General features: G+C 73.8%; 16 protein-coding genes and 1 riboswitch. Of the genes, 11 read left to right on the top strand and 5 right to left on the bottom strand.

Translation table 11 applies throughout. The features are described 5' to 3' along the window. Positions 1 to 149: 149 nt before the first annotated feature. Together FB462_RS16375 and glyA are read right to left on the bottom strand one after the other, a co-directional pair. Positions 150 to 1061: a tetrahydrofolate dehydrogenase/cyclohydrolase catalytic domain-containing protein gene (locus tag FB462_RS16375; protein ID WP_141863396.1), complete on the bottom strand. Its 912-nt coding sequence runs from the start codon at positions 1059 to 1061 to the stop codon at positions 150 to 152. A 23-nt stretch (positions 1062 to 1084) separates the two neighbouring features. Then, complete coding sequence (gene glyA, locus FB462_RS16380; protein ID WP_280114177.1) at positions 1085 to 2368, bottom strand: serine hydroxymethyltransferase; 1284 nt, start codon at positions 2366 to 2368, stop codon at positions 1085 to 1087. Between the two features lie 59 nt (positions 2369 to 2427). Then, positions 2428 to 2513: riboswitch (ZMP/ZTP riboswitch) on the bottom strand. Between the two features lie 37 nt (positions 2514 to 2550). On the opposite strand from glyA, the gene clpS reads away from it, so the two are divergent. Continuing rightward, the gene (gene clpS / locus FB462_RS16385; RefSeq protein WP_058740975.1) at positions 2551 to 2850 is read left to right on the top strand and encodes an ATP-dependent Clp protease adapter ClpS; all 300 of its coding nucleotides are present in this window, start codon (positions 2551 to 2553) and stop codon (positions 2848 to 2850) included. Then, entirely contained in the window at positions 2847 to 3323 is a 477-nt protein-coding gene (locus FB462_RS16390; protein ID WP_141863040.1) for a DUF2017 family protein, read from the top strand. The genes clpS and FB462_RS16390 overlap by 4 nt, the downstream gene beginning before the upstream one ends. Before the next feature lie 39 nt (positions 3324 to 3362). Here the strand turns inward: FB462_RS16390 and FB462_RS16395 are convergent, their stop codons facing one another. Beyond that, positions 3363 to 4235 carry an NAD(P)H-binding protein gene (locus FB462_RS16395; protein WP_141863042.1) on the bottom strand — a complete coding sequence of 291 codons (873 nt, stop codon included), beginning with the start codon at positions 4233 to 4235 and terminating at the stop codon, positions 3363 to 3365. A 60-nt stretch (positions 4236 to 4295) separates the two neighbouring features. Here FB462_RS16395 and FB462_RS16400 point away from each other — a divergent pair, with 60 nt between their 5' ends. From FB462_RS16400 to nagA, 6 genes are all read left to right on the top strand, one after another. Then, positions 4296 to 4754, top strand: a complete 459-nt coding sequence (locus FB462_RS16400) for a MarR family winged helix-turn-helix transcriptional regulator (protein WP_141863044.1) — start codon at positions 4296 to 4298, stop codon at positions 4752 to 4754. A gap of 61 nt (positions 4755 to 4815) precedes the next feature. After that, a complete protein-coding gene (locus FB462_RS16405) occupies positions 4816 to 5235 on the top strand; it encodes a MarR family winged helix-turn-helix transcriptional regulator (protein ID WP_167510154.1) in 420 nt (139 codons plus the stop codon). A gap of 102 nt (positions 5236 to 5337) precedes the next feature. Continuing rightward, positions 5338 to 6663 carry an MFS transporter gene (locus FB462_RS16410; protein WP_259550085.1) on the top strand — a complete coding sequence of 442 codons (1326 nt, stop codon included), beginning with the start codon at positions 5338 to 5340 and terminating at the stop codon, positions 6661 to 6663. A 226-nt stretch (positions 6664 to 6889) separates the two neighbouring features. Next, the gene (purU, locus tag FB462_RS16415) at positions 6890 to 7780 is read left to right on the top strand and encodes a formyltetrahydrofolate deformylase (protein ID WP_141863050.1); all 891 of its coding nucleotides are present in this window, start codon (positions 6890 to 6892) and stop codon (positions 7778 to 7780) included. A gap of 6 nt (positions 7781 to 7786) precedes the next feature. Further along, positions 7787 to 8203, top strand: a complete 417-nt coding sequence (locus FB462_RS16420; protein ID WP_141863052.1) for a YrdB family protein — start codon at positions 7787 to 7789, stop codon at positions 8201 to 8203. Then, positions 8200 to 9381 carry an N-acetylglucosamine-6-phosphate deacetylase gene (gene nagA / locus FB462_RS16425; RefSeq protein WP_229666861.1) on the top strand — a complete coding sequence of 394 codons (1182 nt, stop codon included), beginning with the start codon at positions 8200 to 8202 and terminating at the stop codon, positions 9379 to 9381. The genes FB462_RS16420 and nagA overlap by 4 nt, the downstream gene beginning before the upstream one ends. Before the next feature lie 46 nt (positions 9382 to 9427). Here nagA and FB462_RS16430 read toward each other — a convergent pair whose 3' ends face one another. Next, complete coding sequence (locus tag FB462_RS16430; RefSeq protein ID WP_141863054.1) at positions 9428 to 10258, bottom strand: helix-turn-helix transcriptional regulator; 831 nt, start codon at positions 10256 to 10258, stop codon at positions 9428 to 9430. Between the two features lie 124 nt (positions 10259 to 10382). On the opposite strand from FB462_RS16430, the gene FB462_RS16435 reads away from it, so the two are divergent. Together FB462_RS16435 and FB462_RS16440 are read left to right on the top strand one after the other, a co-directional pair. After that, the gene (locus FB462_RS16435) at positions 10383 to 11321 is read left to right on the top strand and encodes an SDR family oxidoreductase (RefSeq protein WP_141863056.1); all 939 of its coding nucleotides are present in this window, start codon (positions 10383 to 10385) and stop codon (positions 11319 to 11321) included. 28 nt (positions 11322 to 11349) lie between these two features. Further along, the gene (locus FB462_RS16440) at positions 11350 to 12519 is read left to right on the top strand and encodes a MalY/PatB family protein (protein ID WP_141863058.1); all 1170 of its coding nucleotides are present in this window, start codon (positions 11350 to 11352) and stop codon (positions 12517 to 12519) included. 45 nt (positions 12520 to 12564) lie between these two features. Here the strand turns inward: FB462_RS16440 and nagB are convergent, their stop codons facing one another. After that, positions 12565 to 13350 carry a glucosamine-6-phosphate deaminase gene (gene nagB, locus FB462_RS16445; RefSeq protein WP_141863060.1) on the bottom strand — a complete coding sequence of 262 codons (786 nt, stop codon included), beginning with the start codon at positions 13348 to 13350 and terminating at the stop codon, positions 12565 to 12567. A 58-nt stretch (positions 13351 to 13408) separates the two neighbouring features. On the opposite strand from nagB, the gene FB462_RS16450 reads away from it, so the two are divergent. Next, a complete protein-coding gene (locus tag FB462_RS16450; protein WP_114849416.1) occupies positions 13409 to 13888 on the top strand; it encodes an NUDIX hydrolase in 480 nt (159 codons plus the stop codon). Positions 13889 to 13963: the final 75 nt, after the last annotated feature.

Genomic DNA, 13963 nt, shown 5'->3' on the forward strand with positions numbered 1-13963 from the left:
CCGTCCGTCGGTCGGCCGCGACCAGCCCGCGAGAGCGACAGATCGCCGCGGACATCCCACGGCGATCTGTCGCTTCGGCGAAGAAGCAGCGGGCCGGCGGCGGGCCGGCCGCCCGCGGCACGCGCTCGGCCAGTGCAGGAGGCGCTCGTCTAGTGCAGGTGGCGCTCGGCGGCCTCGACGACGTTCTTCATGAGCATCGCCCGGGTCATCGGCCCGACGCCGCCCGGTGTCGGCGAGAGGAACCCCGCGACGGACGCCACCGCGGGGTCGACGTCGCCGTGCAGCTTCGCCTTGCCCGTGTCCTGGTCCACGATGCGGCTGATGCCCACGTCGATCACGGCCGCCCCGGGCTGCACCCAGTCCGGCTGGACGAGCCGGGCGACCCCGGCCGCGGCGACGATGATGTCCGCGCGACGGCACTCGGCGGCGACGTCCTCGGTCAGCGAGTGCGTCAGCGTGGCCGTGGCCTCGAGCCGGGTGAGCAGCAGCCCGAGCGGGCGGCCGACGGTGAGCCCCTGCCCGATGATCGTGACGTGCTGACCCCGGATCGGGACGTCGTACGCCTCGAGCATCGCCACGATGCCGCGCGGAGTGCACGGCAGCGGGGCGTCGATCGTCCCGGCACCACCGGGGACCGCGATGACGAGCTCCCCGAGGTTCGTCGGGTGCAGGCCGTCGGCGTCCTTCGCCGGGTTCATCAGCTCGAGCATCGGGATCGGGTCGATGCCCTGCGGCAGCGGGAGCTGCACGATGAACGCCGTGACCCGGGGGTCGTCGTTCATCTGCAGGATCGCCGCCCTGATGTCGGCGGCACTCGCGGACGAGGGCAGGTCGATGCGGACCGAGTCGAGCCCGATCTGCGCCGAGTCCTTGTGCTTGCCGGCGACGTACGACACCGAGCCGGGGTTCTGGCCGACCATGATCGTGCCGAGACCGGGTCGGAACCCGTGGTCGTGCAGCCGGTCGATCCGGACCTTCAGGTCGTCGAGCGTGCGGGCGGCGAGGGCGGTGCCGTCGATGCGGACGGCACTGCCCTCACCCGCCCAGCGCTCGCGCGGCAGGGGCGCGATCGAGGGCGCGGCGCTCACGCGTACAGCGGGAACGCGTCGGCCAGCGCCTTCACCCGGGCCGAGAGTGCCGCGATGTCCGGGTTCGGCATGAGCGTCAGCGCGATGATGTCGGCGACCTCGGTGAACTCGGCGTCGCCGAACCCGCGGGTCGCCAGCGCCGGGGTGCCGATCCGGACACCCGAGGTGACCATCGGCGGGCGCGGGTCGAACGGCACGGAGTTGCGGTTCACGGTGATGCCGACCTGGTGCAGCAGGTCCTCGGCCTGCTTGCCGTCGACCTCGGACTCGCGCAGGTCGACGAGCACCAGGTGCACGTCGGTGCCGCCGGTGAGGACGTCGATGCCGGCGGCCTTCGCGTCGGCCTGCGTGAGGCGGTCCGCCAGCAGACGGGCACCGCGGAGCGTGCGCTCCTGGCGGTCCTTGAACTCGGGCTGCGCGGCGAGCAGGAACGCGGTGGCCTTGGCGGCGATCACGTGCATGAGCGGACCGCCCTGCTGGCCCGGGAACACGGCCGAGTTGAGCTTCTTGAAGAGCGACTCGTCGTTGGACAGGATGATGCCCGAGCGCGGACCGGCGAGGGTCTTGTGCACGGTCGACGACACGACGTGGGCGTGCGGCAGGGGCGACGGGTGCAGGCCCGCGGCGACGAGGCCCGCGAAGTGCGCCATGTCCACCCAGAGGGTCGCGCCGACCTCGTCCGCGATCTCGCGGAACTTCGCGAAGTCGAGCTGGCGGGGGTAGGCCGACCATCCGGCGATGAGCACCTTGGGCTGGTGCTCGACGGCCTTGGCGCGGATGTCGTCGTAGTCGACCTCGAACGTCTCCGGGTCGACGCCGTACGACACGGCGTTGTAGATGCGGCCGGAGAAGTTGAGCTTCATGCCGTGGGTCAGGTGACCGCCGTGGGCGAGCTCGAGGCCCAGGATGGTGTCCCCGGCGGAGGCGATGGCGTGCAGGACCGCGGCGTTCGCGCTGGCGCCGGAGTGCGGCTGGACGTTCGCGTACGCGGCGCCGAACAGGGCCTTCGCCCGGTCGATGGCGAGCTGCTCGGCGACGTCGACGAACTCGCAGCCGCCGTAGTAGCGCTTGCCCGGGTAGCCCTCGGCGTACTTGTTCGTCAGGACGGACCCCTGCGACTCGAGCACGGCGCGCGGGACGAAGTTCTCGGACGCGATCATCTCGAGGGTGTCGCGCTGGCGGCCGAGCTCCTGCTCGAGCACCTTGGCGATCTCGGGATCGACCGCGCTGAGCGGGGCGTTGAACGTCGACTGCGTGGACGCAGCGGGCAGATCGGTGATGGACACGGGACTCCTCGTTGTCTGTTCCGTCGCGCGCGTGCACGACGAGGTGGACTGGTGGGCGCGGCCCAGGCGTACGGCCGCGCTCCGTGTCAGGTGTCGCTCCCCGATGGTGACCCATCCAACGCCAGTCGCGACCCGTCGATCGTACCGAGCCGGTCGGTTCGTGTCACCCTTGTCGCATGACCCTGAGCAGCCCGGAGCTCGACGAACGCACCGATCTCCGCGCCCGGTACGACGTGCCGTGGACGACGGTGGTGTGGGACGACCCGGTCAACCTCATGTCCTACGTGACGTACGTCTTCCAGAGCTACTTCGGCTTCAGCCACGACCGCGCGGACCACCTGATGCGCCAGGTGCACGTCGACGGGCGGGCGATCGTCGCGAGCGGCGCGCGCGAGGCCATGGAACGCCACGTCGAGGCGATGCACGGGTTCGGCCTGCAGGCCACGGTCGAGCGGGCGCCGGGAGCGGACGCGTGATCCCGTTCGTGCGACGGCGGGACGGCGTGCACCTGGGCCTGTCCTCCGGCGAGCGCGCCCTGCTCGCGAGCCTGACGGAGCAGCTGCAGCAGGTGCTCGACGGCGACCTGTCGGACGACCCGATCGCGTCGCGCATGTTCCCGGACGCCTACCCGCAGGACCCCGAGGCGAGCGCCGAGTTCGCGCAGTACACGCGGTCGGACCTGCTGGCGCAGAAGACCACGAACGCGGGGGTCGTCCTGGCGTGGGCGACCGGGGCGCGGGACGGCGTGCTCACCCAGGAGGACGAGCAGGCTTGGCTCCGCTGCCTGACCGACCTGCGGCTCACGATCGCGGAGCGGCTCGGCATCGTGGACGCCGCGACCGAGGAGTCGTCGTACACCGGCGACGCCGGTGTCGGGCTCCGGGACGTGTACGACTGGCTCGGGTTCGTGCAGGAACACCTGGTCGCGACGCTCACGTCCGCGCGCTGACGACCGGACGGGAGGCACGGGGCACGTCCGCCCCGCGCCTCACCCGAGCAGGTCGTCGCGGTGGTCGGCCGCCCACGCCCGGAGCGGGCGCGGCGCGGTCCCGGTGATCCGGGTGACGTCGTCGCGCATCACGTCGACGCCGTCGAGACCCCGTCGGAGCACCCGCCCGAACTGCTGGCGGAGGCCCTCGGCCTGCCAGGCGGGCACGCCGCCGGCGCGGACCACGGCGCGGTACACGCGGCTCGGCAGGTGCAGCGGCCGGACGCGTCGGCCGAGGCCGGCGGTCAGCTCGTCGGCGATGCCGTGCGCGTCGAGGGACGCCGGGCCGGTGAGCACCGGTTCGGTGCCGTCGTGCCCGTCGGTCGTCAGCACGGTCGCGGCCGTGCGGGCGATGTCGGCGGTGTCGATCCACCCGGCGCGGCCGCGGCCGGTGGTGTGCGGGAACCAGCCGCGACGGATCGCCGGCGCGGAGGGCAGCAGGTTCGTCATGAAGGCCGACGGGTGCAGGATCGTCCACGCCGTCCCGCTCGCGCGGAGCAGCCGGTCCGTGCGCCAGGCCGCCGCGGCCCAGGGCATCGGGGAGTGCTCGGCGGCGTCGCCCCCGGACAGGTGCACGACCCGCGGGACCCCCGCGCACTGGGCCGCCCGGACGCCGGTCGCCCCCTGCTCGGCCTGCCGCTCGCTGACCGGGGTGACGAGGAAGAACCGGTCGACGCCGTCGAGCGCCCGGGTCAGGGCGTCGAGGTCGTCGAGGTCCGCGAGCCGCGCGTCGACGCCCCGTGCACGGAGAAGCTCGGCCTGGTCCTGACGGCGGACGACGGCGCGAACCTGGACACCCTCGGCGTGCAGCAGCTCGAGGGTCTTCCCGCCGACGTCGCCGGTGACCCCGGTGATGGCGATGGTCTCGGTCACGGTGCTCCTCCTTCGGTATCAGTTTCCTGTTACTCGACGGTACGCCGGTACCATCGGTGCGTGTCCAGCGACTTCTCGGTGACCCACGACGACGTGGACGCGATCGCCGCGTGGACGGTCGTCCGTGCCGCGCGCGAGCTCGCCCGCCGCCTCGACGAGGAACTCGCGCCCCTCGGCCTGACCCCCGTCGGCTTCGGCGCACTCGTGCAGCTCGCCGCCGCCGACGAGCTCAACCAGGCCGAGCTCGCGCGGGCGGTGGGGGTCCGCGCGCAGAGCATGGGCAGCCTGGTCGAGTCGCTCGCGACGCGGAGACTCGTGGCGCGCGGTGCTGCACCCGGTCGGGGACGAGCCTCCCGGCTGCACCTGACGGACGCCGGACGCGAGCTGCTCGCCGCGGCCTGGCCACGCGTCCTGGCCAGCAACACGTGGTTCCCCGACGGCGGCGAGTCGGTGGCGCGCGCCCTGCGCCCCTTCACGACCGACGGGACGGTCAGCGCGCGAGCGGACGGTCTCGCCTGAGCACCGACGGAATCGCAAGGCAGCCTTGCAAGTTCTCCTGCGGGAGGAGTACCGTTCCGGTGTGGAATCATCCGAGGAGCTCGCCGGCGACCTGCTGACCCTGCACGGACGGATCCGGCGGACCCTGCTCACCGGCAAGGCCGACGAGGTGACCGCCTCGCAGACCGCCGCGCTCGGCCGGCTGCTGCGCCACGGTGAGTCCACCGTCGCCGACCTCGCCCGGGCCGAGGGGGTCCGGCCGCAGTCCATGGGCGCGACCGTCCAGGCACTCGTCGACCTCGGACTGGCCGAGCGCCGACCGGACCCGGACGACGGCCGCCGCACCCTCGTCCGCGCGACGGACACCGGCTCCCGCGCGCGCGAGGACGCCTGGGCCACCCGCACCCGCGTGCTCGCCGAGCGGCTCGCGGCGCTGCCGGAGGACGACCGCCGGACCGTCGCCCGCGCGCTCGAGATCCTCACCCCGCTCACCGAAGCCTGACCCGGAAGAAGCCCCACCACGTCCACCTCGACCTCCCCCACGCCCACCGTCGCGTCCCCGGACGGCGGCAGCGGCTTCGGCCCGAAGCTGCTGATCCCGGTCCTGGTCGGGCCGCTCCTCAACCCGATCAACACGACGATGGTCTCCGTCGCCCTCGCGCCGATCTCGCGGGACCTCGGCATCGGGGCGTCGCAGGCGATCTGGCTCGTCGCCGCCCTGTACCTGGCGAGCGCGGTCGCCCAGCCCACGATGGGGAAGCTCGCCGACCGGTTCGGGCCGAAGAAGGTCTTCCTGGCCGGGCTCGTCGTCGTCGGCGTCGCCGGGGTCGTGCCCGAGGTCCTGACCGGGTTCGGTGGTGCCGTGACCGCGCGCGTGCTCATCGGCATCGGTACCTCGTCGGCGTACCCGGCGGCGCTCACCACGCTGCGCCAGCACTCCGCACGGATCGGGAAGCCCACACCGCCCCTCGTGCTCGGTGCGCTGTCGATCACCTCGCTCGTGTCCGCCGCAGCCGGACCACCCCTCGGCGGTGCGCTCATCGCGGCGTTCGGGTGGCACGCGATCTTCCTGGTGAACGTCCCCCTGGCGGTCTTCGGGATCGTCGTCGCGGCGATGTGGCTGCCCTCCGACCGGCTCCGCCCGCAGGACACCGACCGGGTGCCGGTCCGCACCGCGCTCGACCCGGTGGGCATGCTGCTGATGACCGGCGCGGTCTCGGCCCTGCTCGTGTTCCTGCTCGACCTGGCCGCCGGGCTCTGGTGGCTGCTCGCGGTGGCGGTCGTGCTCGTCGTCGCCCTGGTCCGGTGGGAGCTCCGGGCGACGCAGCCGTTCGTCGACGTCCGGCTGCTCGTCCGGAACGGCGCGCTGTCGCGGACGTACGCGCGGCTGTTCCTGACCTACCTGCTCGCGTACACGATGACCTACGGGTTCTCGCAGTGGGTGCAGGACGTCGCCGGGTACCCGAGCGACGTGGCCGGGTACCTGCAGCTGCCCGCCGCGGTCGTCGCCGGGGTCGCGTCGTTCCTCGTCGCCCGCAAGACCGCGGTCCGCGGGCCCCTCGTCGTCGCGGCGCTCACCCCCCTGCTCGGTGCCGGGCTCCTGCTGCTCCTGCACGCCGGGTCGCCCCTCGTGCTGCTGCTCGTGGTGCCGGCACTGTTCGGGGTGCCGCAGGCCCTGGCGTCCGTGTCGAACCAGGCGGCGCTGTACAAGGTGGTGCCGTCGGAGTACATCGGGACGGCCGCCGGGCTGTCGCGGACCAGCGTCTACATCGGCGCGATCGCGGCGTCCTCGCTGATCGGCGGCGTGTTCGGACAGGCGCCCACCACGCCGGACCTGCACGTGCTGGCGTGGGTGATGCTCGGGGTCGGCGTGCTCCTCAGCGTGCTGACGCTCGCCGACCGGGCGCTCGCCCGGGCGACCACGCGCTGACGGGGGCGGCGGAGCGGGCGGGCCACGGGCCTCCCGTCGGTGCGCGGCGGCGGCGGCTGGTGCGGCTGGTGCGGCCGTGATGGAGCAGAAGACGTCGGGTCCGCAGCACCGAGCCGACGTTTCCTGCTCCATCCCGGGGCGGGCCGACCCGGCGTCCCGCGTGACGGCCCGATCCGGCGTCCGATCCCCGCCGGAACGTGCCCACCCCGGCCGGTAGCCTGTTCCGGTGACCGACCCGACCCCCGCGCACGAGACCCACGCGCACCAGACCCCGACGCACTGGACCCTCACGCTCGTCTGCGACGACCGTCCCGGGATCGTGCACGCCGTGTCCGGAGCCGTCGTGGCGGCGAACGGCAACATCACCGAGTCGCAGCAGTTCTCGAGCGCCGACACGAACACGTTCTTCATGCGGCTGCAGGTCATGGCCCCCGTCGACCGGGCGGCCTTCGAGCAGGCGCTCGCCCCCGTGGTCGAACGCTACGACGCCCGCGTCCAGCTCGACGTCGTCGGCCGGCCGATGCGCACGCTCGTGCTCGTGTCGAAGGCCGGGCACTGCCTGAACGACCTGCTCTACCGGCAGCGGGGTGGGCAGCTCCCGATCGAGGTCCCGCTCGTCCTGTCGAACCACCCGGAGCTCGCCGGTCTGGCGTCGTTCTACTCCGTCCCGTTCGAGCACCGGCCCGTCACCGACCCGGCCTCGAAGCAGGCGATGGAGCAGCGCATCCTCGACGCCGTCGACGAGCACGACATCGAGCTCGTCGTCCTGGCCCGCTACATGCAGATCCTGTCGCCGGAGCTCTGCGCGGCACTGCAGGGTCGGGCGGTCAACATCCACCACTCGTTCCTGCCGGGCTTCAAGGGGGCGAACCCCTACCGGCAGGCGCACGCCCGCGGCGTCAAGCTCATCGGTGCGACGGCCCACTTCGTGACGAGCGACCTCGACGAAGGCCCGATCATCGAGCAGAACGTGGTCCGGGTCGACCACACCAAGGACCCGTCCGAGCTCGTGTCCATCGGCCAGGACGAGGAGTCCCGCACGCTCACCCAGGCGGTGCGTTGGATCGCCGAGGACCGCGTGCTCCTCGACGGCGCCCGCACGATCATCTTCAAGTAGGACCACATGACGAACGCACCGCAGAGCCCGGTCGACTGGGGCGAGGTCCCGCCGCCCACCGAGCCGGCCGCATCCCGTCGGCCGTCCCGGCCCGTGTCCGCATGGACCGTGCTGCGGGTGGTCGTGTGCGCGTTCGGCCTGCTGTCCCTGGCGTACTGGGGCTACCTGGCGTGGCCGTTCCCGTTCCCGGGCGTGCTGTTCATGGTCGGGGCGCCGCTGTTCGCCGCGGTCGTGTGGTTCCTGTTCCGGTCGCCCCGGTCGCCGATCGACACGGACGTGGTCGGCAAGGTGATCGTCGAGGTCGCACTCGTCATCGCAGGCGGTGCGGCGTGGGTGTCGCTCGGGCACCCGGTGGTCGGACTGGTCTTCATCGTGGTGGCCGCGCTGTCCGGGGTGGTCGCGTTCCGTCGGGAGACGGCGTGAGCGACGTGTCGGGTTCGGGTTCCGTTCCGGGCTCCGGCCTGGAGGCGCGGCGCACCCTGGTCCGCGCCGCACACGTCGTCGACGCGGCCGGGTCCACGGCGGACGGCTGGGTCCTGCTCGCCGGTGCCGTCATCGAGGCGGTCGGCTCCGGCCCCGCAGCACCCGAGGCGACGGAGGTGCTCGACCTCGGTGACGCCGTCCTGACGCCCGGGTTCGTCGATCTCCACGGCCACGGGGGTGCCGGCGCCGCCTACGAGGACGAGGCGTTCGACGCCGCCCTCGCCGTGCACCGCGCACACGGCACGACCCGCTCGGTGCTGTCCCTCGTCGCGAACCCGCTGCCCTCGCTCGTGGCGTCCCTCGAGCGCATCCGCACCGTCGCCGCGACCGACCCGCTCGTCCTCGGGGCGCACCTCGAGGGACCGTTCCTGTCGCCGCACAACAAGGGCGCGCACAACGAGTCGTTCCTGGTCGACCCCACGCCCGACGTCGTCGACGCCCTGCTCGACGCCGGCGCCGGGGTCCTCCGCCAGGTCACGATCGCGCCGGAGCTGCCGGGGGCGATCGACGCCGTCCGCCGGTTCGTCGACGCCGGGGTGGTCGTCGCCGTCGGGCACACCGTCTGCTCGTACGACCAGGCCCGTGCCGCGTTCGACGCGGGCGCCACACTGCTCACCCACGCGTGCAACGCCATGCCGGGGTTGCACCACCGGACGCCGGGCCCGATCGCCGCGGCACTCGAGGACGACCGGGTGACGCTCGAGCTCATCCTCGACGGTGTGCACGTGCACCCCGCGGTCGCCCGGGTCCTGCTCCGCGGGGCACCGGGGCGGGTCGCGCTCATCACGGACGCGATGGCCGCGGCCGGGTCGCCGGACGGCTCGTACGCGCTCGGGTCGCTCAGCGTCGAGGTGGTGGAAGGCGTCGCGCGGGTCGCCGGCACGGACACGATCGCCGGGTCGACGCTGACCCAGGACCGGGCGCTGCGGCTCGCCGTGGCGGAAGCAGGGGCGTCGCTGCCCGACGCCGTGGGAGCGCTCACCGCCGTCCCCGCCGCCGCGCTCGGGCTCGGCGACCGGCTGGGTCGGATCGCGCCCGGGTACGCGGCCGACCTCGTGGCGCTGTCACCCGAGCTGGACGTGCAGCGGGTGTGGGGCGCCGGGGAGCACCTGCCCTGACCACACGGCGCTGACGACACGGCGCTGACGATCGGGCGGCGCTCGTTCAGGCGGGCGCGAGGACGGACAGCAGGCGGAGCCGCTCGTGGCTCACCGTCCCCGGTTCCGCCGTGTAGACGAGCAGCACGTGGGCCTGCTCCGGGTCGAGCAGCATCTGGCACTGCAGCTCGAGCCGCCCCACGTCGGGGTGGTCGTAGCGCTTCACCGAACCCGGGACGAGCCCGACCTCCTGCTCGTCCCAGAGCGCCCGGAACTCCTCCGAACGCTTGAGCAGCGCCGTGGCCAACCCGGCCGCGGTCGACCCGGGGCCCCGACGCGCAGCGATCTCGCGGAGTGACGAGACGTAGAGCCGACCCGTCTCCTCCCGGTCCTCCACGGGGAACAGCGCCCGCGCCTCCGGGTCGGTGAACCACCGCCACCCGATCGACCGAGCGCGACCCTGCCGCTCGCGCGCGTCCCCGAACAGCGCCGCCGCCAGGGGTGTCTGCAGCAGGGTCTCGCCGAGCTCCGACACGACCTCGGCCGGGGTGTCGACGAGCCGGTCGAAGATCCGCATCATGCCCGGGCCGACGTGGTCCGTCCCGGCGCCGTGGTCCGGCGGTCGGTGCCCGGCCAGGCGGAACACGTGGTCCCGCTCGGCCCGGCTCAGGTGCAGTCCCTGCGCGATCGCGGCGACCATCTGCTCGGACGGGTGCGGCCCGGTGCCCCGCTCGAGCCGGGCGTAGTAGTCGGCCGACATGTGGCAGAGCGTCGCGACCTCCTCGCGTCGCAGGCCGTCGGTCCGACGGCGCTGGCCCGGTGGCAGGCCGACGTCGGCGGGCTGCAGGGCCGCTCGGCGACGGCGGAGGAAGGCGCCCAGTCCCGGTCGATCGATCACGTGCCCATCATCGCGGGACACGGACCCGGGAGCCACGGTCCGACAGGTCCTGGTTCGACCGGCGGCGCCGCGGCACGCTGGGGACGACCCGGGACGACCGGGGGCCGACGACGAGGAGCACACCGTGCCGAGACGACCGATCGAGATCTCCCTCCCCCGCCTGGACGGGCAGACCGCCGTGGTGACCGGTGCCAGCGACGGGATCGGCCTGGGCATCGCCACCGCCCTCGCCGGAGCCGGTGCGGCGGTCGTCCTGCCGGTCCGGAACACCGCCAAGGGCGAGGCCGCGCGGGCCCAGGTGCTCCGCGAGCACCCCGGTGCCTCGGTGACCCTCGGGACGCTCGACCTGTCGTCGCTCGACTCCGTGCGCGCCTTCGCCCGCTCGATGGTCGACGCGGGGACCCCCGTCGACCTGCTCGTGGGCAACGCGGGCGTGATGACCCCGCCCGAGCGGCAGACCACGCAGGACGGCTTCGAGCTGCAGTTCGGCACGAACCACCTCGGGCACGTCGCCCTGGTCGCCGGGCTCCTCCCCCTGCTGCGCGCGGCGCGCGGCCACGTCGTCTCCCAGATCAGCGTCGCGGCGCGGAGCGGCTCGGTGCACTGGGACGACCCGAACTGGGAGCGCAGCTACCACGGCATGCGTGCCTACCAGCAGTCGAAGGTCGCCTTCGGGCTCTTCGGGCTCGAACTCGCCCGACGCAGCCGCCGGCACGGCTGGGGTGTGACGAGCACCCTCGCGCACCCCGGCGTCGCGCCGACGAGCCTGCTCGCCGCCCGTCCGGAGCTCGGCCGCTCCGGGGACACCGCGTCGGTCCGGGCGATCCGGTGGCTGTCGGGGCGGGGCCTCCTGGTCGGGACCGCGCACACGGCGGGTCTGCCGGCGCTGCTCGCGGCGACCGACCCGGCCGGCCGGGACGGCGCACTGTACGGTCCGCTCGGCCCCGGGAACGTCGGCGGCGCACCGGGCCGGCACGCGCTCTGGCGACCGCTGCGGAGCGAGGCGGACGCGGCGCGCGTGTGGGACCTGTCCGAGGAGCTGACCGGCGCGACGTTCGCCTGACCGGTGCCCGCGGTGCCAGGCTGGGCACATGAGCGTCATGGTCTCGCCGTTCGATGCCCACCGCGACCGCACGAGCGAGAAGTACACCGCGTACCCCGCCGACGTGCTGCCGATGTTCGTCGCGGAGATGGACTCGGTGCCCGCCGAGCCGATCCGGGACGCCCTCGTGCGGGCCGTCACGAACGGGGACACCGGGTACGTCGGGCACACGCGGGTGCTCCCCGAGGTGTTCGCCGACTTCGCCGGGCGCCGGTGGGGGTGGGAGGTCGACCCGGACCTGGTCCGCACGACGACGGACGTCTCGGTCGCGGCGGTCGAGGTGCTCCGCCGGGTCATCGCCCCCGGTGACCAGGTCGTCGTGATGCCGCCCGTCTACCCGCCGTTCTGGGACTACGTGCGCGAGGCCGGCGGCACCGTCACCGAGGTCCCGCTGCTCCCGCCGGCCGGCGACCCGGACCCGTACGACACGACGGCCGGCTGGCGGATGGACCTGGACGGCATCGCCGCGGCCCTCGCGGCGGGTGCCCGGACGGTCCTGCTCTGCAACCCGCACAACCCCCTCGGCCTCGTGCACGCCCGGGAGTCACTCGTCGCGCTGGCCCGGCTCGCGGCGGCGTGGGACGCCGTGGTGGTGTCCGACGAGATCCACGCGCCGCTCACCCACGCCGACGCGGTGTTCACGCCCTTCCTGACCTGCGGGCCCGAGGCGGTCGAGCACGGGGTCGCCCTGACGAGCGCGAGCAAGGCCTGGAACCTCGCCGGGACGAAGTGCGCGCTCATGGTCGGTGCATCGGACCGTGCCCGCGGGTGGTTCGACGGCCTGCCGGTCGAGGTCGTCGAGCGGACCGGCATCCTCGGCTACACCGCGAGCGTGGCGGCGTTCCGCGACGGTGAACCCTGGCTGGCGTCGCTGCTGGCCGAGCTCGCCGCGAACCGACGGGTCCTCGCCGAGGAGCTCGGGACGGCGCTGCCCGGTGCCGGGTACCGGCAGCCGCAGGCGTCCTACCTGGCGTGGCTCGACCTGCGGGCGCTGCCGTGGGGCGACGAGCCCGCTCGGCTCCTGGTCGACCGGGCGAAGGTGGCGCTGTCGAACGGGCGCGACTTCGGACGCCAGGGCACCGGGCACGCCCGGCTCAACTTCGGCTGCTCCGAGGAGACGCTGCGCGAGGGCCTCGCGCGCCTGTCCGCCGCCCGCTGACCCGAGCCCGGGCCTGGAGCCCGTGCCCGTGCCCGTGCCGGGGCGTCACTCGAACCGCTGCCACTCCGGCTTGTGGTCGTACGTGTACCGGTAGTAATCGGCGAGCTGCAGGCCGGCCGCCGCTTCCTCGTCGACCACCACGGTGGCGTGCTCGTGCAGCTGCAGCGCCGACCCCGGCACGAACGACGACAGCGGCCCCTCGACCGCCGCGGCGACCGCGTCCGCCTTCGCCGCCCCCTGCGCGACGAGCACGAGCTCGCGCGCCGCGAGGATGGTGCCGAGCCCCTGCGTCATGCAGTGCGTCGGGACGTCGTCGAGCGAGTCGAAGAAGCGGGCGTTGGCCTCGCGCGTGGACGGCGCGAGCGTCTTGATCCGCGTGCGGGACGCGAACGACGAGGTCGGCTCGTTGAACCCGATGTGCCCGTTCGCGCCGATGCCCAGGATCTGCACGTCGACCCCGCCGGCAGCCCGGATGGCGGCGTCGTACTCCTTCGCGGCGAAGGCCAGGTCGGTGGCCCGGCCGTCGGGCACGCGGACGCGCGCGGGGTCGAAGCCGAGCGGCTCGACGACGTCGCGGGCGATCACGGACGCGTACGACTCGGGGTGGTCGAGCGGGATGCCGACGTACTCGTCGAGGGCGAACCCGCGGGCCTGGGCGAACGAGACCTGCCCGGCCTGCACGCGACGGCGCAGGTCGGCGTAGATCCCCTGGGGGCTCGACCCGGTGGCGAGCCCGACGACGGCGGACGGCTTCTCGGCGACGACCGAGGCGATCTTGGCGGCGGCGACGCGACCGACCTCGGCCGGCGAGGACAGGATGATGATCTCCACGCGCCCACCCTACTGGTCATGACCAGTTCGCGACAGGGTTCGTCGGTAGCGTGGGGGCATGCCCACCCCCGAGTACGTCCTGTCCCTGCGCGAGAAGATCGGCACCGACCTGCTCTGGCTGACCGGCGTGACCGCCGTGGTCACCCGCGGCGAGGGCGCCGACCGCGAACTCCTGGTCGTCCGACGTGCCGACACCGGGGCGTACACACCGGTCACCGGGATCGTCGACCCGGGCGAGGAACCCGCGGTGGCGGCCGAGCGCGAGGTCCTCGAGGAGGCCGACGTCGTCGCGGTCGCCGAACGCCTGGCGTGGGTGCAGGTCCTGCCCGAGATGACGTACCCGAACGGGGACCGTGCGCAGTACCTCGACCTGGTCTTCACGTGCCGGTACGTGTCCGGCACGCCGGCCCCGGCCGACGGCGAGAACACCGAGGCGTTCTGGGCACCGCTCGACGCGCTGCCCGCGATGAGCGCGGACATGCGGGCGCGGGTCGCCGCGGCGCTGTCCGGCGAGCAGGCGGCGCGCTTCGAGCGCTGACGCGCACCGGACGGGAGGCACGGTGTGGGCCCGCCACGCGCCTCCCGTGGACGACGGCGCGGGTCGCGCCCTCGA

It is taken from the genome of Curtobacterium citreum (assembly GCF_006715175.1).
Classification (GTDB): Bacteria; Actinomycetota; Actinomycetes; order Actinomycetales; family Microbacteriaceae; genus Curtobacterium; species Curtobacterium citreum.